The sequence below is a fragment of the Treponema sp. OMZ 838 genome, assembly GCF_000775995.1.
GTDB lineage: Bacteria > Spirochaetota > Spirochaetia > Treponematales > Treponemataceae > Treponema.
Genome location: NZ_CP009227.1, coordinates 1,841,524 through 1,860,118, shown reverse-complemented (window position 1 = coordinate 1,860,118; position 18,595 = coordinate 1,841,524). Strand labels below are relative to the sequence as shown.

General features: G+C 46.8%; 20 protein-coding genes. 7 read left to right on the top strand and 13 right to left on the bottom strand.

Annotation, left to right across the window (positions count from 1 at the left end; translation table 11 throughout):
• Window positions 1-70: 70 nt before the first annotated feature.
• The 3 genes from QI63_RS08495 to QI63_RS08485 are packed head-to-tail and all read right to left on the bottom strand — an operon-like array spanning window position 71 to window position 2,270.
• Window positions 71-721 carry a cupin domain-containing protein gene (locus QI63_RS08495; protein WP_044015524.1) on the bottom strand — a complete coding sequence of 217 codons (651 nt, stop codon included), beginning with the start codon at window positions 719-721 and terminating at the stop codon, window positions 71-73.
• A 1-nt stretch (window position 722) separates the two neighbouring features.
• Window positions 723-1,562, bottom strand: a complete 840-nt coding sequence (locus tag QI63_RS08490; protein WP_044015522.1) for a Rossmann-like domain-containing protein — start codon at window positions 1,560-1,562, stop codon at window positions 723-725.
• 18 nt (window positions 1,563-1,580) lie between these two features.
• Window positions 1,581-2,270, bottom strand: a complete 690-nt coding sequence (locus QI63_RS08485; RefSeq protein WP_044017235.1) for a Crp/Fnr family transcriptional regulator — start codon at window positions 2,268-2,270, stop codon at window positions 1,581-1,583.
• Between the two features lie 62 nt (window positions 2,271-2,332).
• On the opposite strand from QI63_RS08485, the gene QI63_RS08480 reads away from it, so the two are divergent.
• From QI63_RS08480 to QI63_RS08470, 3 genes are read left to right on the top strand one after another with little or no spacing between them, the layout of a single operon-like run.
• Window positions 2,333-3,376, top strand: a complete 1,044-nt coding sequence (locus QI63_RS08480; RefSeq protein ID WP_235619669.1) for a FecCD family ABC transporter permease — start codon at window positions 2,333-2,335, stop codon at window positions 3,374-3,376.
• Window positions 3,373-4,164 (top strand): ABC transporter ATP-binding protein, encoded by a 792-nt coding sequence (locus tag QI63_RS08475; protein ID WP_044015517.1) that lies wholly within the window; start codon window positions 3,373-3,375, stop codon window positions 4,162-4,164. Before QI63_RS08480 ends, QI63_RS08475 begins: the two co-directional genes overlap by 4 nt.
• Before the next feature lie 30 nt (window positions 4,165-4,194).
• On the top strand, window positions 4,195-5,334 hold the full coding sequence (locus QI63_RS08470; protein ID WP_044015515.1) for an ABC transporter substrate-binding protein: 1,140 nt from the start codon (window positions 4,195-4,197) through the stop codon (window positions 5,332-5,334).
• Between the two features lie 56 nt (window positions 5,335-5,390).
• Here the strand turns inward: QI63_RS08470 and QI63_RS08465 are convergent, their stop codons facing one another.
• The 7 genes from QI63_RS08465 to QI63_RS08435 all read right to left on the bottom strand — a co-directional run bounded on the left by QI63_RS08465 (window position 5,391) and on the right by QI63_RS08435 (window position 11,704).
• Complete coding sequence (locus QI63_RS08465; RefSeq protein ID WP_235619668.1) at window positions 5,391-6,071, bottom strand: class I SAM-dependent methyltransferase; 681 nt, start codon at window positions 6,069-6,071, stop codon at window positions 5,391-5,393.
• Between the two features lie 359 nt (window positions 6,072-6,430).
• Window positions 6,431-6,955: a rod-binding protein gene (locus QI63_RS08460; RefSeq protein ID WP_044015513.1), complete on the bottom strand. Its 525-nt coding sequence runs from the start codon at window positions 6,953-6,955 to the stop codon at window positions 6,431-6,433.
• A 219-nt stretch (window positions 6,956-7,174) separates the two neighbouring features.
• Complete coding sequence (gene flgG / locus QI63_RS08455) at window positions 7,175-7,969, bottom strand: flagellar basal-body rod protein FlgG (protein ID WP_016524140.1); 795 nt, start codon at window positions 7,967-7,969, stop codon at window positions 7,175-7,177.
• A 23-nt stretch (window positions 7,970-7,992) separates the two neighbouring features.
• Window positions 7,993-8,808, bottom strand: coding sequence for a flagellar basal-body rod protein FlgF (gene flgF / locus QI63_RS08450; RefSeq protein WP_044015511.1), 816 nt, complete (start codon window positions 8,806-8,808; stop codon window positions 7,993-7,995).
• A 94-nt stretch (window positions 8,809-8,902) separates the two neighbouring features.
• Window positions 8,903-10,597: a DNA repair helicase XPB gene (locus QI63_RS08445; protein WP_044015508.1), complete on the bottom strand. Its 1,695-nt coding sequence runs from the start codon at window positions 10,595-10,597 to the stop codon at window positions 8,903-8,905.
• Between the two features lie 521 nt (window positions 10,598-11,118).
• On the bottom strand, window positions 11,119-11,394 hold the full coding sequence (locus QI63_RS08440; RefSeq protein WP_044015505.1) for a BrnA antitoxin family protein: 276 nt from the start codon (window positions 11,392-11,394) through the stop codon (window positions 11,119-11,121).
• Window positions 11,375-11,704 (bottom strand): BrnT family toxin, encoded by a 330-nt coding sequence (locus QI63_RS08435; RefSeq protein WP_235619667.1) that lies wholly within the window; start codon window positions 11,702-11,704, stop codon window positions 11,375-11,377. The genes QI63_RS08440 and QI63_RS08435 overlap by 20 nt, the downstream gene beginning before the upstream one ends.
• A gap of 124 nt (window positions 11,705-11,828) precedes the next feature.
• Between QI63_RS08435 and QI63_RS08430 the strand changes: the two genes are divergently transcribed.
• From QI63_RS08430 to QI63_RS08415, 4 genes are read left to right on the top strand one after another with little or no spacing between them, the layout of a single operon-like run.
• Window positions 11,829-12,503 carry a DUF969 domain-containing protein gene (locus QI63_RS08430; RefSeq protein ID WP_044015504.1) on the top strand — a complete coding sequence of 225 codons (675 nt, stop codon included), beginning with the start codon at window positions 11,829-11,831 and terminating at the stop codon, window positions 12,501-12,503.
• Entirely contained in the window at window positions 12,496-13,494 is a 999-nt protein-coding gene (locus tag QI63_RS08425) for a DUF979 domain-containing protein (protein WP_044015502.1), read from the top strand. Before QI63_RS08430 ends, QI63_RS08425 begins: the two co-directional genes overlap by 8 nt.
• A gap of 8 nt (window positions 13,495-13,502) precedes the next feature.
• On the top strand, window positions 13,503-14,156 hold the full coding sequence (gene pcp, locus QI63_RS08420; protein WP_044015500.1) for a pyroglutamyl-peptidase I: 654 nt from the start codon (window positions 13,503-13,505) through the stop codon (window positions 14,154-14,156).
• A gap of 13 nt (window positions 14,157-14,169) precedes the next feature.
• The gene (locus QI63_RS08415) at window positions 14,170-14,805 is read left to right on the top strand and encodes a PrsW family glutamic-type intramembrane protease (protein WP_044015498.1); all 636 of its coding nucleotides are present in this window, start codon (window positions 14,170-14,172) and stop codon (window positions 14,803-14,805) included.
• Here the strand turns inward: QI63_RS08415 and QI63_RS08410 are convergent.
• From QI63_RS08410 to QI63_RS08400, 3 genes are read right to left on the bottom strand one after another with little or no spacing between them, the layout of a single operon-like run.
• Window positions 14,786-16,579 carry a hypothetical protein gene (locus tag QI63_RS08410; protein WP_044015497.1) on the bottom strand — a complete coding sequence of 598 codons (1,794 nt, stop codon included), beginning with the start codon at window positions 16,577-16,579 and terminating at the stop codon, window positions 14,786-14,788. The two genes, QI63_RS08415 and QI63_RS08410, sit on opposite strands and share 20 nt — an antisense overlap.
• Window positions 16,576-17,460 (bottom strand): RsmE family RNA methyltransferase, encoded by an 885-nt coding sequence (locus tag QI63_RS08405; protein ID WP_052185529.1) that lies wholly within the window; start codon window positions 17,458-17,460, stop codon window positions 16,576-16,578. The genes QI63_RS08410 and QI63_RS08405 overlap by 4 nt, the downstream gene beginning before the upstream one ends.
• Before the next feature lie 16 nt (window positions 17,461-17,476).
• Window positions 17,477-18,499, bottom strand: a complete 1,023-nt coding sequence (locus tag QI63_RS08400) for a calcium/sodium antiporter (protein ID WP_044015495.1) — start codon at window positions 18,497-18,499, stop codon at window positions 17,477-17,479.
• Between the last annotated feature and the right edge of the window lie 96 nt (window positions 18,500-18,595).

Genomic DNA, 18,595 nt, shown 5'->3' with positions numbered 1-18,595 from the left:
TTATAGAGAAGGACACCTCTACACCTCGATTGTTAATTGAGAGATGCCCTTTTCCTTTTGTACGATCTTACTATTCGCGAATCAGCAGCAACGCCATTTTAAATTTACCCACTGCTTTTACATAGTGTCTGCCGTCTTTATCGAACTTGAAGTTTTCACCTTCATGTATGCGGTATTCCTTGCCTTCATAACCGATGATAGCTTCACCGTCAAGCCCGAATACAATTGCTTCCCCGGGAGCTGCATGGGGCTGCAGCTCCGTACCCGCATCAAACGACATCAGCACAAATTTTGTTTTTTTGTCATCAACAAGATCCATGCTGACGATATTTGCTTCCTTGTATGGAAGCAATTCTTTTAAGACAAAAAGCTCTCCGCCTTTCAAAATTTTGTTCATAGAACACTCCTTATTGAATATGATTTCCGAATATATACATCCGCCGCTGCTCTGTATGCCGACCGGAATATTTTCCGGCACCACAAACAGCTCGCCGTACTGCAGCGGCTGAGTATGCTCACTAAGATAGATAACATCTGCACTCCCCTGCTCTATCTTCCAAAGCTTAGGATAGTTATAAGTTTCGGGGCTGATATTCGTCTCCGCTGCAATAGAAAATACCGACATACTGCACATACTGCCTTGCAATAATGCCTCTGACGTTGTACACCCCACTATCGGTTTATGCTCTTCTGCAATGGAAAATATTCGTTTTTCTTTCATCTTATCTCCGTTCAAGTTCATAAATATCCATGTAGTCAAATTCACGGTATGTCTGCTCTGCGCCGAGGGCAGTCTTCAAATACGTTTCCTTATCCCTAACCGAGGTACTGAACATATAGTTATACCCTTGTTCAAAAAAGTAGTCGGGACAGAGCTCACAGCTCGGTCCGTACAAGCCTACAATTTCCGCATTGGATCCCGCTTGCCGCAATGCCATGTATGAATTATTCACAATAGTGCTGCCTGACATAATGATAATATCAAGCGTACTGAGTATATCGCAAAAATCAGCGGCATTGTGTCCAAGGTGCCACTGTATGCCTTCCGGAAACCGCTGCAGCCCGTTTTTATAACGATAACTCAGAATTGCTTCCGGTTTTCGTAAATCAAATACATGAAATTCTTTACAGCGGTTCAAAAAACGGTTGATATAAACACCGAACCCGATAAGCCCGATCTTTTTTCCTTCCGTTTGATACCGGAATTGCAGACCTTCCGTCCTCACAATGCCGCGCTGAGCCAGAAGCTCCGCCGTATTGAGCGGCTTACTCATCAAACTGCTTAAACTTACGATGAGATTCCGTAGATGAGGATCATGCTGTTTAAGCAGCAGTTCGATACATACGTCTACCGGTTTACCGTAAAGCTCCGCTGCAATTTTCGCATATTGTTCAGGGCTTATATTTTCTTCAACACGCAGTGCAAGGCTTATATGTGAATCGGTATCAGCCGTCATAATCCAGCGGAAGCCTGTAATAAGCTCATCAAAAATCGGCAGCGGTAAGCCGAATCTTTTATACAACGCACGGTTTATATCCAAAATAGCCTTTAAATCTTCCATACATTACTTATACCGGATTTATCCGTTTACCGTCTGTTGCCGGTGCAACACAAACTTGATCTGTTTCCCCTCAATTGTGATAATACCTTCGCGCTGCATACGGCTCAACTCCCGCGATACCGCACTTCTATCAGCGCAAATAAACTGCGCCAGTTTTTCCCGCGTAAAAGGGATTGTAAAAACATGAGAGTGCTGCGAGTCATGCATTACATTCAGATAAAACAGCAGTTTATCACGGAGTGTCGGCTGCGAAAGAAGCTGAATTTTCAGATTCAGATATACTGCATCACGTGCAACTTCCCTGAGGATATTCTCTAAAACAGTCATCTTATACGGACAGGTTCGGCACGTCTTATTTTGTGCAGACGGCACTTTGATAAACAGCACCTTTGATTTTTGAGCACTTACCATACGTAAAAACGGATTTGTCAACCCTAAACAACTGAGTTCTGCGCCGAACAGGTCTCCCCTTTGCACTTGCTTAAGCAGTATGATCTTCCCATCAACACCGATTTGTTCTACATGAATGCAGCCGGTAATCACAATGCCTGCGTAAGGGATAGTATCAGCTATCGGATGTACTTCCTGTCCGCTTTCAAGTAACCGGTAAAATCCGTGAAGGCAGGAAACAGCTTTATCAATTTCTTGAGCGGGGATACCTTTAAATACCGCAGAATGCGCTAAAAAAGCTGTGCAAAAATTAAGCATTTTTTCCTTCTTTGTTGCAACGGCAACAGAATACATGGTTAGTTTATGCTAACTTTTTTTCAATGTCAACAATGATCAAAAAAGAGAACCGACGGCAGTATCCTGTTTTATTTGGATGTCTCTTATTTTTAGCACCGCTTATTGCAATGATGATCAGCCTCTCTATCGGACGGTATTCGGTGCCGGCAAGCAGTACTATTCGCGCAATTATACAGTTCATTACACACAATAATATCGCATTGGCAAAAGATAATGTTGAAGCCCACATTATTATCGGCATCAGACTGCCCCGCATCCTGTTAGGGCTGCTCTGCGGCTGTGCATTGGCAAGTGCCGGAGCAGGGTTACAAGCGCTGCTTTCCAACCCGCTTGTGTCCCCCGATACGCTTGGAGTTGCCTCAGGTGCAAGTTTCGGCGCCGCACTGGCACTGCTGGCAGATCAACGCCTGCTGATTGTACAGCTCAGTGCCCTTGTTTTCGGTATCCTTGCCCTATACCTCACCTACCAAGCAGGAAAAATAAAGCAGCAGAACACCATTGTTATGCTGGTGTTAGCAGGCGTTGTGGTATCTGCGCTATTCCAGGCAATGGTATCGCTCATTAAATACACGGCAGATTCTGAAGAAAAACTCCCGACAATTACCTATTGGCTGCTTGGAAGTCTGAATAATGCCACATGGAAAGGTTTAGCCGTAGGAGCGCCGATTATTGTAACAGGAACGGTAATCTTAATCCTTGCACGGTGGAAATGCAATATTCTCACCTTATCTGATGATGAAGCAAAGTCTATGGGGATCGATCTCCGGAAAATACGCTTACTGATCATTATCGCATCGGCGGCGGTTATTGCTTCCAGTGTTTCTATGTGCGGACAAATCGGCTGGGTAGGGCTCGTGGTGCCTCATGTATGCCGGATGCTCTTCGGAAGTGATAACCGGCGGGTTATTCCTGCAAGTGCCAGCATCGGTGCTGTGTTCATGCTGCTGTTAGATACAGTCGCCCGCAGTGCAACGCAGTCGGAAATTCCCCTTTCCATTCTGACAGCCCTTGTAGGAGCTCCTTTCTTTATCATACTGCTAAAACGGACGGGAGGCGGCTGGAAGTGATATTCGCGGTTCATAATGGGACATTTGCATTTAAAGGCGGCGCACCGGTTTTACGGGATGTTTCTTTTTCGATAGAGAGCGGGCAGATATTATCCATCCTTGGCCCCAACGGTATCGGAAAAACAACGTTGCTCCGCTGCATGATGGGGATGCTGCAATGGAATTCCGGTACCAGTACGGTTGACGGACAGAATATTGTAGAAATTCCTACACAACAGCTGTGGAGGCGTATTGCCTATGTTCCGCAGGCAAAATATCTCCCCTTTGCTTTTACCGTAGAGGAGATGATTCTATTGGGACGCAGTGTACACATCGGATTGTTCGGCGTGCCGGGCGAAAAGGATAGACAATACTGTGAAGAAGCGATGGAAGCAGTAGGCATTTCCCATTTACGCGGCAAGTATTGCAACCGTTTAAGCGGCGGGGAGCTGCAAATGGTATTGATCGCCCGGGCGCTGTGCAGCAAGCCGGAAATGCTGGTACTGGATGAGCCTGAATCAAACTTGGATTTCCGCAACCAGCTTATCATTTTGGAAACGGTTCACCGGCTTGCAAAAGTTGACGGCTTATGCTGCGTATTCAACACCCATTACCCCGCCCATGCCCTGCGTATTTCCGACAAGTCGCTCATTCTCTCCCGCAACGGAGAAAGTATATTCGGGCAATCGGAGGCGGTTATTAACGCGGAGATAATGGAAGATGTTTTTCAGGTGCACGTTGATATTCTTCAGGCTTCGCATAAAGGGATACCGTACAGCGCTGTAACGGCGGTATCTTTAGCGAAATAAAACAATTACTTACCAGAAGGAGTGTAAGGTATGAAAAAACTACTAATAACGGTATTGTTTTTTTCTATTGTGTTGGGCGGCGTCTACGGCGCCGGTAAAAAAGATGAACCGGCAAAGACAGCCGGAACCGCGGCGGTAAGTGCTGCAGAAGGAACTCATACGGTTGTGGACTTTAAGGGAAATTCGGTAGAGGTTCCCAATAAGATCGAACGGATCGTGGTATTAGGTCCGCTGCCTGCACCGACCGTTCTAACCGTATTTCAACAGGGTAAGACCGACAATATTGTCGGAGTCTCTCCCGATTCCGTCAACGGAGCAAAGTACAGCATATTTTCAAAATATGCCCCGGACTTCCAAAATATTTCCTCTGCGTTTTATACCGGCGGAAAGCTCAACTTGGAAGAATTGATAAAGCTCAAGCCGGATGTTGTCTTTTATATGGATGCATCGGTTGCGGCTCCTCTCCGGCAAGCCGGGATTGCTGCTGTAGCCTTAGCACATCCGAGTACCGGATGGGATGCAAGCCCGCTTGTAACCCTCAAGTCGTGGATGGATACGATGGCTCAAACGCTGCAAATGGAAAGCCCTGCTCAACAGATTATTGCCTACGGCGAACAAGTTGAAAAGGAAATTAAAGCTCGAATTGAAAAGCATCCGCTTCCCTCTCCGAATAAGATTCTGTTTATCAGTAAGTATTCGGACACAACCATCGCCTCTGCCGGAAAGAAATCGTTCGGTCAATACTGGGCAAACTTGCTGGGCGGAATAAACCTTGGAGGGAAGGCAACTCAGGGGGCTATCAATATGGAACAAATATATGAATGGCAGCCTGATCAGATATTTATCTTAACCTTTTCCGATAAGACACCGGATAATTTATACAACAACACGGCGGCTCCCGGTCATGATTGGAGCGGTATAAATGCCGTTAAAAACCGGCAAGTCTTTAAGTTTCCGTTTGGAATGCACCGTTGGTGGCCGCCCACAACCGATACTCCGCTTGCTATGTGGTGGTTTGCAAAAACAGCCCGTCCCGACCTTTTCGGCGATATCGATATGAATCAAAAAATAAAAGAATATTATAAACAATTCTATAATATGACGCTTACCGATGCCGATGTAGAATGGATTTTGCATCCCCGTGCAGAGGCAAAACGGCAGTATTTTTAATTCAGTAGTACGGATCGTTTAATCCCCCTGCATTCCGTGTCGGGGGATATTGAGGTCTACACCGAAACGGTGAGCGCAGGGGAATAAACCTTTACTTCAAACACCGCAAGTCTATTATTCAGCTGCTTGAACTTAGGCAGATTACCGAATAGCCAGCCGCGGAACGTGTATTTGCTCATTTCCAGATTAAAACTTTCTTCTTTAAGCAGCCGCAGCTTTGGACACAGCTCTTCAACTTCGGTACCGTTATCGATTCCCCATCGGAATACCGCACCGGTATGTTTAACGGTATCATGGTGTTTCGAAAATCCTGTTGCGGCTCTACACATCAATTCAGTGATAATCCGTGCACCGGGAAAAGAGTCTGCAATAATGGCAAAGGTCTGTTTAACCTCGGCTTCCGTCAGATACATGAGGAGCCCTTCTATTATGATCAATACACAAGAAGAGTCCTTGTAGTTACCGGAACTCTTTACTGCGGTAACCCATGCAGTATCAAGTATGGATCCGGTGAGCATTTTTCTCCGGTCGGTATCGGAGAAAAACTGCCGCCGTACCGCCATGCTGTCGGCAAGGTCAAGATCGAACCAGCGGATAGTTCCGTTATCGACACGGGAGAATCGGTCATCAAGTCCGCATGCAAGATTCAGTACAGTACAATCAGGATGCGCTGCAATAAAAGAGGCTGCTTCCCGGTCAAACATAATCGTGCGCGCAATAACTCCCTCATGGCTCATAAATTTGTCGTATTTTGAAGTATCGCACTGCAAGGTCTCAAGAATTTTTACAGCGGTATAATCTTTAATCCTCGCATTTTTCCGCTGAGTCTCAGTTGCTTTTATCGTATAACCGGTATCAGCATCGTCTCTTGTATAGCACCTAATTGCAGAGGCGGAGTATGGTTTTGTTCATTCATCATCATATCCTTTTATAGTTTTGAGAGATGTCCTATAGATAGGCATTCGTGTATCTAAAAATAACAGTTATCCTACGCTAACTTTTTATCAATGTCAAGAATAAAAAAATGCCGATTAATTCGTTTCTGAATTAACCGGCGTTTCAAGGCTTTAACAAGAATTGCTGGGACAGAGATTCCTTACGCTTGCCCGTTCAGCTGTAAGTATATTTGATCGGCAAGACCGAGCCCTGCGTTTTTGGTCATCGTGCGGGACAGCTCTTCGTACATCATGTCGTCGTACATTTGGCCGGCAAAGCTTTCTTTTCCGGCAAGAGTATTTTTGCCTAAGGTACTCCGCATGGAATCGAGCATGATTTTGACAAAGTACGATTCAAGCTCAAGGGCTTGCTGATACAGTTCGGAGGTTTTATCGATAGTGGCCTTTGTACCGGAGTGCTGTGCCGCAGAAACGGCGCCCATACCTTTAGGTTGTGCCGCGCGGTCTGCATCGGTAGGATTGACGATTTCAAATGAGCTTAGATACTCACCCGGCAGCCGCGTCGAGAGGTTTGAATGAGCGGATTCCTTCGCTGTAGAAAAGCGTGCGGATTCGGTCTTTAAGGAATCAAGCAACTGAGAAAAGCTCTGCGTGTTTTTTGCAGCATGTTTGTTTGCTGGATGCTGTGATGAGATATGGTTATTGTGCTGCACTGCGCTGATCATAGTTGTGCTCCTTTCAATCAGGGCAACCGTACCAGACTGTTTTTTTTAACAGCCCGCAGAATAATAGAGGCTGTTCAACCAGAGTTGAACCTCGCGGTTCAAATGCTTGCCCAACCTCTATTATTCTGCGATTTTTATTTACTCGGTCTGATGCGGTTGCCCGTTTTCTACAATAAAAAAATATGCAAAATTTCAGAAAAATTTCGCACAAAAGGAATACTACCGCTTTAAGCCGACTGCGGTGCCGAGCATATTATCGCTGGTTTGGATGGCTTTTGAGTTAAATTCATAAGCACGCTGTGCGACAATCATGTTGACCATTTCGCTGACGGTAGAGACGTTCGACATTTCCAAAAATTTATGCTCGGTTTTGCCGAAGCCATTAAAGCCGGGTCGCCCTGCGATGGCCTGACCCGATGCCGGAGTTTGCCGGAACAGATTGCTTCCTTGAGCGGAAAGCCCGACCGGATTCTGGAAGCGGTACAGCTCAATCTGACCTACTTCTACCGGATCATCCTGCTCCCCTACCCGCACCGATACCCGGCCGTCTTGGCTGATTGCGATTGTGTGCGGAAGATAGTTTTCCGGGAAAATAATTTCCGGCAAACAGCGGAGTCCGTTTGAGGTTACCAACTGCCGGTCGGCATCGATTTTAAAGGAACCGTCCCGTGTATATGCATAGGTGCCGTCATATTGCAGCACACGGAAAAAGCCCTCTCCTGCGATAGCCACATCGGTAGAAACACCTGTGTTCTGCAGCGACCCTTGTTCAAAATTCCGCTGCGTTGCGGCGAGCTTTGCACCGTGCCCCATCTCAACGCCGACGGGTGTAATCGTATCTTCGGTTGCAGGCGTTCCCGCTGCCCGAATGGTCTGATACAGCAGATCTTCAAACTCCGCCCGCTGCTTTTTAAAACCGCTGGTATTCACGTTTGCAAGGTTGTTTGCAACGGTATCGATATTTGCTTGCTGACTATTCATGCCGGTTGCGGCTGTCCATAAACTTCTTACCATCTTATTCTCCTACTTCTCCTACGCTATTTTACTTTCGCAACCTCGTTCCAAAGTTTACTCATCATCGTATCTTCGGATTGAATTGTCTTTTGATTTGCTTCATACGCACGGTTAACTTCGATCATGCGTACCATCTCGTTGACTACCTTAATATTTGAAGCTTCGACAAAGCCCTGCACCACAACGGGACGGTCGCCGCCCTCCGCAGCAATAGCAGGCCCCGACACGGGTGTGTCAAGATAAAAACTGGAACCGTGCTTTTTCAGATACCGATCATTTTCAAAGGTAACGATTTTAAGCCGGTCGGTAAGCGTCGCATCCGAATCAGGTTCGGTCATCGGCCGCGCATGAACCTCCCCATTTTGATTCACTTTGTATTCTTTATCCTGTAAAAAGATGCGGCCGTTTTCCCCAAGGACGGGATAGCCTTCTTTGGTCATCAAATAGCCTTCAACGCCGACAGTAAAGTTCCCGTTGCGGGTATACCGTTCGCCATACGGGGTTTCCACGCAGAAAAAGCCTTTGCCTTCAAGCGCGAGATCGGAGGCGGCATTAGTCTGCTTTAAGGAACCCTGCTCAAACTCGGTAAAGATTTCATTCAGCTCCACCCCAAGGCCGAGCTTTCCGATAATGGGCGCAATGTCTGAGGAACCGAAAGGATTTTTAACAACGCCGTCATCATTTAAGCGCCGTATCAGTAATTCGGGAAAATTTTTATGGGTCGCAACGTCCCGTTTATAGCTTGTCGTATCGGCATTTGCTAAATTCTGAGCGATAACGTCCAACTGTTTTTGCTGAGCGTTCATACCGCTTGCCGCAGTGTACCAACCTCTAATCATAAGAACCTCTCTACTCAATATCGGCACAAGGGAAAAAATATGAAGAGGTTTTTATTGAAGCAATTATAATTGGAAGTTTAGTGATTCCATTGTACTATCGTATGCATGCACCGGAGGCGAAATCCGCATCGGTGATGAGCGAGTAGGCATAGCCCTGTTCCGCAAGGAACTTTTGGCGATGATCGGCGCATTCTTCTTCGACGGAATGGCGGGTTACCAGCGTGTAAAAAAATGAATCCCGCTCTTTAGGACGGAGAATACGCCCGAGACGCTGGGCTTCCTCCTGCCGGCTGCCGAAGGTGCCGGAAATTTGGATTGCCACGGAAGCGTCCGGCAAATCGATTGCGAAATTCGCTACTTTGGAAACCACCAGTACGGAAATATCGCCCGCTCTGAATGAGTCGTACAACACTTCCCGTTCGGTATTCGGCGTTTTTCCGGTAATGAGCGGCGCATGCACCGCTTCGGCTATTTTTTTCAGCTGTGTAATGTATTGCCCGATAATCAAAATCTGATCATCCGTGTGCCGTGCAAGCAGCTGCCGGACAATTTCGTTTTTTGCTTCGTTCTCGCTCGCAATTCGGTGCTTTTCGCGCAAGGGGGCGGCGGCATACTCAATCTCTTTAGAGACCGGCAAGGGGATGCGTATTTCCGTACAATAGGCATGGGCAATCCAGCCCTTTTCTTCAAGCTCCTTCCACGGCACATCATAGCGCTTCGGACCGACAAGACTGAATACATCCCCTTCGCAGCCGTCCTCCCTGATCAGCGTTGCCGTTAAGCCGAGCCGTCTGATTACTTGCAGCTCCGCGGTAATGCGGAACACCGGAGCCGGAAGCAGATGCACCTCGTCATAGATAATCAAGCCCCAGTTCCGTTCGCGAAATAGTTTAAAATGCGGAAACTCCGATTCGGTGTCCGGCCGCCATGTTAAAATTTGATAGGTTGCTACGGTAACCGGCTTAATCTCTTTGGTGTCACTTGAATAAATACCGATGCTGTCGGGTTCCAGTCCGGTTTTATCGATTAACTCGCGCTTCCACTGATGCACCGCGGCGGTGTTGGTAGTTAGAATCAGCGTATCAGTGTTCAGCATCGACATAACCAGCATACCGACAATCGTCTTACCTGCACCGCACGGCAGCACAATCGTACCGAAGCCTGTTCCCGGCCCCTTATCGCCGGTAAATGCTTCCGCCGCTTCCCGCTGATAGTCGCGGATGATAAAATCCTTTTCTTTTTTTGTCTGCGTACGTAAATCAACCGCAAGCGGCGCACCGTCTTTCAACGGTACCTCATCGCGCACCGGCCAGCCCATTTTCAGCAGCGCCTGTTTTACCGTACCGCGGTTCAAAAGCGCAATTAAAAACGAACGCGGTTTTTCCGCCGCAACCAGATACTTTGCAAGCTTCGGCGAAGCTTTTAATTCTTGATATATCCGATCGCTTTCGGCCGTTAAATACAAAAACGAATCATCTTCACACTCGGTCAGTTTGATCTTGCCATACCTGCTGAATGTTTCTTCCACCCAACCGAGTACGGCAGGGGGAATATCAAAACGAGAAAACCGCCGGAGCGTTTCCATAATTTTTTCAGTGGTAAAGCCTGCGCTTGCGGCGTTCCATAACGACAAGCCGGTCAAGCGGTAGGTATGCAAATGTTCGGGAGATTTTTCAAGTTCTGCAAAGGGGATAAGTGCAAAGCGCGCATCCGTTGCTTCCGGCGCATGAACGTCGAGCAATATAGAGCGGTCGCCTTGAATGATAAGCGGTTTTAATGAAGCGGACATAACGGATAATTTTACGCTATCCTTGGTGTTTAGTCAAATCGGTCTTTTGAAAATATACGGCGTATCTACTTCGTTGCTGCGCACAAATTAATCCTCAACGTATCAAAGATACGCCTGCGGTTAATTTGTGCTCGCGCCTCGTATCTACGCCGTCTATTTTCAAAAGCGTTGGATATAGCACATCTGCGTTGTCGCTACACCGAAATAAATGCTCAACGTATCAAAGATACGCATCCGCTTTATTTCGGCTAGGCTCCTAGCATCTGCGCCGTCTATTTTCAAAAGGCTTACGGAAAGGGTTTCTACTGCATCGCTCGTTCAGTGAAGTACGTCCGTGTACTTCGCTGAACATAAGGGAACCTCTAAAAACTTCAGTTTTTTAGAGGTTTTCCTTGATTTTAATTTGCGATGTTTTTAATAAGTCATTTATATTTATAGACTTATTAAAAACTCGACGGGTACCTCTAAAAATCTAACCGAGTTTTTAGAGGTACCCATAAGTTTGACCGGTGTCAAATGGATTATCTTCGCTGTGCTGCTTGTTTTTCCGCTGCCATTGCATTGCGTAAAATGGTATTTATTCGGCTTTGATACCCCTTACCGTATGATTTAAGCCATACAATAATGTCCGAATCAAGACGGATTGAAAGCGGTTTTTTTATTGGACGATACATTTTAAAAAACTCTTCTTGTGTTAGCTCCGGAATATCAGATGTATCAATCGGTTGTTCAGCAAGTGTTTTTAACTGTTCTATCCGCTGTTGTGTAAGCATACTTTTAGCTTCCGAAAGTGTCATTGACTGCATCATAATATAACCCCTTTTCTTTTTTTGTTGCAGGACGTGCCGATATAATTCTTATCCTTTGATTTCTTTCCGTATAAACAACCAACACAACAAGAACATTTAAAACCGTGCCGATAGCTAAAAATCTATCCTCTTTATCGGAATGAGCGGCATCATATAACTCTATATGAAAAGGATCATCAAAAACCAAAAGAGCCTCTTCAAAACCTATTCCATGTTTTTGCCTATTGATGGTATTTTTTTCATTATCCCATTCAAACAACCCATCATCCATACTTAATGGTATATACATTTTAGTCATTTGTCAAGTGTATATTTTTTAGAGATTTTCCTTAGATTTAATTTGCGATGTAAAAAATTTTAAATAGACAGCAGGCTGTAAGTCTGATAAAATGTGTTCTACAAAAGTTTTTATAGGAGATGATATGAACTATTTTGTTCTCATCGGCATTGCGATTATCATCGTCGGTTTTATTTTAAAACTTGACGTTGTCGCAGTCGTATTAATTTCCGGTCTCGTTACCGGATTAATTGCAAAAATGGGACTGGTTGAAGTGCTCAATGCAATTGGAACGGGATTTGTCAATAACCGTTATATGAGCTTATTTTTTATTTCGTTCCCTGTTATCGCCATTATGGAACGCTACGGTTTAAAATTGCGTGCGGCGGAATGTATCAAAAAGATTAAGGGTGCAAGCGCCGGTATGGTTATTTGGCTCTACATTGTAATCAGAACGATCGCCTCCGCTTTTTCGATTCGATTGGGCGGTCATGTTCAGTTTATCCGTCCGCTTATTTTGCCGATGGCTGAGGGAGCCGCACGGAAGAGTATCAAACTGACTGACGAAGATATTGAAAAAATCAAAGGGCTTGCCGGCGCTTCCGAAAATTATGGAAACTTCTTCGGGCAAAACATATTTCCCGTTGCATCCGGTGTTCTGTTGATTACCGGCACCTTGAAGGAACAGGGGCTTGATATCAGCAATATCGATGTCGCAAAGTATTCCATTTTAGCGGGTGTTGCGATGGTGCTCATCTCGCTTGTCCAGTGTTGGCTGTTCGAAAAGCACTTAAGAAAAGGGGAGAAATGCGATGTTTAGTTTTATCCATTCTCACAGCATGATTATCGACGAAATCATATACGGTCTCTGCGGTCTTGTTTCCATTATCACCGCATTCATCTCATTAAAAGATAAAAAGAATCCGATCGGGACATTCTTGTTCTGGAGTATCTTAGGTTTATTGTTCATGTTCGGCAAAGTCATTGTACTGAACATTCCGAACGGCGGAGCCATTATCGGCGGATTATTAATTCTGCTGGGCATCCTCACTTTAACAAAACAAGTAAAGATTGCAGACATCCCGACTGCCGAAAAAGAAGAAGTAGAAAAAAATTCGCAAAAGGTCGGCAATAAGATTTTTATTCCGGCGGTTTTAATCGGCGTTGTAGCAATGCTATTGGCGCAGGTCAAAAGCTTTAACATTTCGCTTGGAACCAATGCTGCCGGTAAGGCAATCATCTTCGGTTTTTCAACCGCTCAGGTCGTCGGCGCTGCATCGATTATCGCCTTGATTTTCGCGGTGTTGTTGGCAAAACCGACATTGAAAAATACCGTCAACGATACTTCAAAGATGCTGATGCAAGTCGGCTCCTCCAGCTTACTCCCACAATTACTCGGCGTTTTAGGAGCGATATTCGCAACTGCCGGTATCGGTAAAATCATCGGTCAATTTGCAAGCGGTATTGTACCGCAAGGAGTACCCATTCTCGGTGTTATCGCATACTGCCTCGGTATGGTAATCTTTACGATGATTATGGGTAACGCATTTGCCGCCTTCACCGTCATTACCATCGGCGTCGGCGTTCCCTTTGTTATTATGCAAGGCGGAAATCCGGCAGTTGTCGGTGCACTCGGTATGACCTGCGGATACTGCGGCACACTTTTAACGCCAATGGCGGCGAACTTCAACATCGTTCCCGCAGCAATTTTGGAAACCGAAAATAAATACACGCTTATTAAAACGCAAGCTTTTATGTCGATTGCCTTGATCATCGTGCACATCATCTTGATGTCAATCTTCGCCTTTTAGGAGCCATGATGAAAATTTTAGTTACCGGATTTGATCCCTTCGGCGGAGAAAAAATCAACCCCGCCCTGGAAACAATTAAGCGATTGCCTGATACCATTTTAGGCGCGCAGATTATCAAACTTGAAATTCCGACTGTTGTAGGAAAATCTTTAGCAAAGATAAAAGAAGCGGTCGAGAAAGAAAATCCCGATGTGGTGTTAAGCATCGGGCAGGCAGGCGGCAGATCCGAAATTACCGTAGAAAGAATCGGTATCAACATCGACGATTGCCGCATCCCCGATAACGAAGGGAATCAGCCGATCGATGAACCGGTGGTAAACGGCGGCCCCGCTGCATATTTTGTTACCGTTCCGATAAAGGCTATCGTTGAAAACATAAAAGCGCATAAGATTCCCGCTTCAATTTCCAACACGGCAGGTACTTTTATCTGCAACCATGTCTGTTACGGTGTCGCGCACCTTGCGGCGCAAAGGACGGCGGCGGGGAAACCGATGAAAAGCGGCTTTATCCATATTCCGTTCCTGCCCGAACAGGTAATCGGGAAACCGGCGCTTACCCCCTCGATGAGCTTGGAAACAATTGTCAGTGGCATTACCCACGCGCTTGAAGCCATCGTCGAACACGGTTCCGACATAAAGGTCTCGGGCGGAAAGATATGCTAGCGGTTCGTACGGCATGAGTATTATCGGGCTGCTGATAACCGCATTTTTACCGGCATCGGCAGCGGTCTGTATTGCAATAAAAAAACACATTCCCGTTTATGCGCTTGCCGCCGTATTCTTTGCAGCGGCAGCGTCACTGCTTCCGGTACTTGCGCTCCAGCATAGTGTGCATACTTTTTTAGATGCCGGTATTGCAAAACAATCGGAAGCGGTGCGGCTCCTGTTTAACAGCTTTATTACGGCAGCCTTGATAGAAGAAACCGTTAAAGCAGCGGTATTCGGTTTAACGGCCGCTATGGTTTTAAAAAAAAGATTCGGGATTACGCAGAGTATGCTGCTTGGCGTATTCTTCGGCTTTGTCTTTAGCGGTTTTGAAAATATCTCGTATAGTTTGCGGTATTCCAACGTGCAGTTTTTCCGGCTTGTTACCGCCGCCCTATTACACGGGACGCTCGGCTGTTTTTATGCATCGATGATATCTACCGAAACAAAGCGGAAAGCTGCCTTCGTCTTTCTCGCAGCGGTTGTTCTTCACGGGCTTTATAACTTTTTTATTTCGCTGGGCGGCGGCTTTATAATTCCTGCCGCAGCAGTGCTTGGAATCACCTGTTTATCTGCGGGAAGATTTTTTAGGTTTTCGCAATCCTGAATATCAACTCCACTTCAAGATCGGAAGCCTTATAATGCCAAAAGATGATATCCGAAGTTTGCTCTACCGATACGGGGCTGAGTTGATAGAGTTTATACAGAAAAGAATTTGCATTCAGCGGTTCTTGGCGTAAATCCATCGTAATCTCGTACTGCTGAGCTTCCGTCTTCCGGCACAGAAAATAAGCCGTCTCATTCAGCTCGGCGCCGTTAGCCGTAAAGCGGCGGTCTGCTCCATACAAGAACGAACCGTTTGCGGCGGGAGCGGAACAAAATGTATAAACCAAATCGTCTTTAATTTCCTTACCGTTTATCCGCAACCGAATAAGCTCCGCCGCAGCCCCTTGTGCAAGTGCAGTGGGAGTATTTGCCGTATTGTCTGCGCCGGTATTTCCAGCAGTACCGGCAGCATTGTTTCCATTGGTTTCCGCACCGGTATTTCCGGTTGATGCAGTTGCTTTCTGTACAGCCTGACCGGTTTGTGTATTCTCTTTTTGAGCGGTTTGCGCTTGCAGTTTTTCCAGTTCGCTTAAAATCTTTGTTAAAACGGCGCCGCCCGTATCGGTTTGCAAACCGCTTACATTGCCCAAACCTGTATTGCCGCCTAATCCCGCATCAGTGCCGAGCAAATTATTGAGCAGCGTCAGGTTGCCGCTGTTCTGGCTTAATGCCGCCAGCGTTTTAGCGTTGAGTCCGTTTAGCGCCGTTGATTTTTTTATATCGCTTTTACCGGAATTACCGGAAGCGGCAGCGGCGTTACCTGTCTGTTTGCCTTTCGCCCCTGCTGCGGACGATGGGGTGCGTTTTTGTTGCAAAAACGCCGGAGGCTGAATAACGGGAGGTGCAGGCGGCCGAGTAATACCTCCGCCGATAGTAACTTCAGGAATATCCGGTATCGCAGGTATTTGCATTTGCCCGGCTCCGGTATTATCCGCAGCGAGGGGAGAAAGCAGCCGCAGCAAAAAGAAAAAACAAAAGATAAACGGCGTTACGGGCATCTTTGCAAGCGTGTCTTCCAACTCGCTGAGCCGCGCTTGCAAGCTGACAATCGTGCGCTCAATTCGGCGCTTTTCATTTTCCAACTTACGCCGCGGGTCTTCATCCTGCGGTTTATTTTTTACACTGTCGCGCACAAACGCAGGACTGTGCTTTTGTAAAAAAAGGTCCTCTGCTGCGGCGCGTTTATCGGGGTTTGCAATATTCGCAACCACCTTCATCGCTTCATAGCCGAGTTCCGGCTTTACATCGAACGCATGTATTTTCTCAATCGTCGCAGCGGAAGCGCGCGGCAGGCACAGCACACGGTCGATATAATCTTCGTAGCGGACACCGGCTTGCTTACAGAGTGCCCGCGCCTTGCTCAAAAGCCTGCCGAGTTCCTTCATCAGCTTGCCGTCCTCCGCCATGATGGTCGTCCTGATTGTATCCGTCAGTTCAAGCAGTTCAGGCGATTCTTCCATAGCGATTTTATATAGCCCCTTTTCCTCCGCCTTTTGCAGCAGCCGGTGAAAATAGCTCCAAAACCGCTGCGTATGTACACGGCCGGAACGGGTACCGTCCAGCTCGCAGAGCCGATGATGCGTATATTCGTGAATAGCGGTGTACAGCAGTTCGTTATCGACGGAAAAGTTTTTATTGTGCAGCAGAATCTCATGTGTATCGCTTTTATACAGCCCGTTGACTTTCTTGCTCGCCTTGCCGGTAAATGTTACCGAAAATTCAAGCCCCGACTCTTCAATCTGCAATAATATCTCTTTTACCTGATCCTGATTCATTGCACTCCTCTCGTATCCCATGCGCCCGAGTTTGCAAGACACACTGAAACAGCGGAAGTAACGGCGGTTTCCGTGCGCAAAATTCTCCGTCCCATAGTATAGGCAGTGAACTGCTTTTTTGCAAACAGCAGCCGTTCGTTCAGACTCCAGCCCCGCTCATTCCCGACGGCAAGCCAAAGCGTTTGTTTTCCGTCCCACTGCAGCTGAGGCAGCGGATACATCGTAGGGACGCAGAGTGTGTCGCCTTGTTCACTATGGGCTTGTTCAATACGGTCTTGCCCAATATGACCTTGGTTAATGCGATTTTGTTCAATAGAATATTGGTCAATTTGAAAAGGAACATCGAGCACTGCCCGCAGATGATCCGGACGGATATCATCCTCATACCGGTCGAAAAAATGCCGTACACTATAAGCTCGATACACTTTCGGAATATGAGTATCTCCGGCCTGACTGCATCCGTCAATCAGCAGCCGCTCTATCTCCGTTTCCGCAGCGATATCCGCCTTTAGATAGGATTTTTCCCCCAGCTCGGTACCGGTCAGATACAGAGCCTCAATCCCAAGCCCTGCAACATCACGCAAAATACGGCGCAGCTGAATGGGACGCGGAAACCCGAGTATTAGTCTGATGGGCGGCAACGCGGAAACATCGTCTCCTCCATCCGCCTGCTCCGATACGGTAAACCGTGCAGTCAACAACTCATCGGAAAAGGAAGTAATTTCCGCCGTTCCTTTTTTGCCGTCGATGATCCCCGCCTTGAATACTGAACCCACACCCAGCTTCAGCACTTTTTTGATATGTAAAAAGCGGTCATCAGTTTTGGCAAAAGAAAAATTCCTGTCTGAAAGTTCTTCCTGTCGTAATAAAATGATATTCATGGCAGCCTTGCCGCCCTTAACCCGTGATATGTCTTAATGTAAAATTGAGAACAATGTATGCGGCATAAAAAATAAATAAAAACGCACCTTGCATTCGAGTTATGACGCTGCGCTGGCGCGTTGAACAAAAGCGGAAAATGCCGAGCACCAGCAGCATGGTCGGGAATTGCAGATAGTAAAAATCTACCGGCACACGGATACCGGCGGGGGTTACCGCAGCCGCTACACCCAATACAAAGAGAACGTTCAAGATATCCGCTCCGATGATGTTGCCCGCCGCGAGTTCCCCGTGTCCTTTCCGAACGGCGGTAATTGCAGTTACCAATTCGGGCACACTCGTACCGAACGCAACCAAGGTCGCCGCGATAATACTCTGCGGAATACCGATTTTTATGGCGGAAACTTCTACCGCAGGAATCAGTATTTTAGACGAGAGCACAACCACCGCGATTCCGACAGCCAGCCACACAAGCAGCAGCCACAACGGCTTTTGATTTTCTTCCGCCGTATCCTGTTCGCTCTCTTCCATAGATTCTTTTGCCCAGCGGAACGATATGTACATATAACACGCGAGCAGCACGACAAATATCCAACCCATCCACTGATAGATTTTCCCCTCCCTGCCTGGAGAAAAGAAGGGGAGCGAAACAAGCGTCAACAGCAGCGCTGCCGAAAACTGCACGGTACCCTGCCGATGAATGAGCCGTTTATCTACCGGCACCGTACCAAGCATGGCGGCAAGTCCGATAATGAGGGCAGTATCCGCAATAATCGAGCCGATAGCATTTCCAAGCGCAAGCTCCGCATTGCCTTTAATTGCCGCCAATGTAGACACCGACGCTTCGGGCAGGGTCGTGCCGAGACTGACAATCGTTGCGCCGATCACCATTTTGGGCATTCCCCATTTAAGCGAAAGGGCAACTGCACTGTCTACCAGCCAATCCGCACCCTTACTCAGCGTAGACAAACTTGCGACAAGCACAATCAACGATATCACAACCGATGAATTCATTAAGAAATCATGTAAGAGTGCATCCATAAATAAACCTCGTAAAATATCAGTAACCGGAATATCTGGAAATATACCGGTTTAGGCAAAATCACGCAAGACAGCTTGCGGGGCACAGCCGGATAC

What these genes read in the sequence shown, in the direction of transcription:
- pcp (WP_044015500.1), top strand. Translation starts at nt 13,503, where the DNA reads ATGAAAATTTTAGTTACCGGATTTGATCCCTTCGGCGGAGAAAAAATC.
- QI63_RS08435 (WP_235619667.1), bottom strand. Translation starts at nt 11,704, where the DNA reads ATGACTAAAATGTATATACCATTAAGTATGGATGATGGGTTGTTTGAA.
- QI63_RS08425 (WP_044015502.1), top strand. Translation starts at nt 12,496, where the DNA reads ATGTTTAGTTTTATCCATTCTCACAGCATGATTATCGACGAAATCATA.
- QI63_RS08465 (WP_235619668.1), bottom strand. Translation starts at nt 6,071, where the DNA reads ATGAGCCATGAGGGAGTTATTGCGCGCACGATTATGTTTGACCGGGAA.
- QI63_RS08495 (WP_044015524.1), bottom strand. Translation starts at nt 721, where the DNA reads ATGAAAGAAAAACGAATATTTTCCATTGCAGAAGAGCATAAACCGATA.
- QI63_RS08460 (WP_044015513.1), bottom strand. Translation starts at nt 6,955, where the DNA reads ATGATCAGCGCAGTGCAGCACAATAACCATATCTCATCACAGCATCCA.
- QI63_RS08400 (WP_044015495.1), bottom strand. Translation starts at nt 18,499, where the DNA reads ATGGATGCACTCTTACATGATTTCTTAATGAATTCATCGGTTGTGATA.
- QI63_RS08410 (WP_044015497.1), bottom strand. Translation starts at nt 16,579, where the DNA reads ATGAATCAGGATCAGGTAAAAGAGATATTATTGCAGATTGAAGAGTCG.
- QI63_RS08405 (WP_052185529.1), bottom strand. Translation starts at nt 17,460, where the DNA reads ATGAATATCATTTTATTACGACAGGAAGAACTTTCAGACAGGAATTTT.
- QI63_RS08480 (WP_235619669.1), top strand. Translation starts at nt 2,333, where the DNA reads ATGTCAACAATGATCAAAAAAGAGAACCGACGGCAGTATCCTGTTTTA.
- QI63_RS08470 (WP_044015515.1), top strand. Translation starts at nt 4,195, where the DNA reads ATGAAAAAACTACTAATAACGGTATTGTTTTTTTCTATTGTGTTGGGC.
- flgF (WP_044015511.1), bottom strand. Translation starts at nt 8,808, where the DNA reads ATGATTAGAGGTTGGTACACTGCGGCAAGCGGTATGAACGCTCAGCAA.
- QI63_RS08415 (WP_044015498.1), top strand. Translation starts at nt 14,170, where the DNA reads ATGAGTATTATCGGGCTGCTGATAACCGCATTTTTACCGGCATCGGCA.
- QI63_RS08430 (WP_044015504.1), top strand. Translation starts at nt 11,829, where the DNA reads ATGAACTATTTTGTTCTCATCGGCATTGCGATTATCATCGTCGGTTTT.
- QI63_RS08445 (WP_044015508.1), bottom strand. Translation starts at nt 10,597, where the DNA reads ATGTCCGCTTCATTAAAACCGCTTATCATTCAAGGCGACCGCTCTATA.
- QI63_RS08485 (WP_044017235.1), bottom strand. Translation starts at nt 2,270, where the DNA reads ATGCTTAATTTTTGCACAGCTTTTTTAGCGCATTCTGCGGTATTTAAA.
- flgG (WP_016524140.1), bottom strand. Translation starts at nt 7,969, where the DNA reads ATGGTAAGAAGTTTATGGACAGCCGCAACCGGCATGAATAGTCAGCAA.
- QI63_RS08440 (WP_044015505.1), bottom strand. Translation starts at nt 11,394, where the DNA reads ATGACACTTTCGGAAGCTAAAAGTATGCTTACACAACAGCGGATAGAA.
- QI63_RS08490 (WP_044015522.1), bottom strand. Translation starts at nt 1,562, where the DNA reads ATGGAAGATTTAAAGGCTATTTTGGATATAAACCGTGCGTTGTATAAA.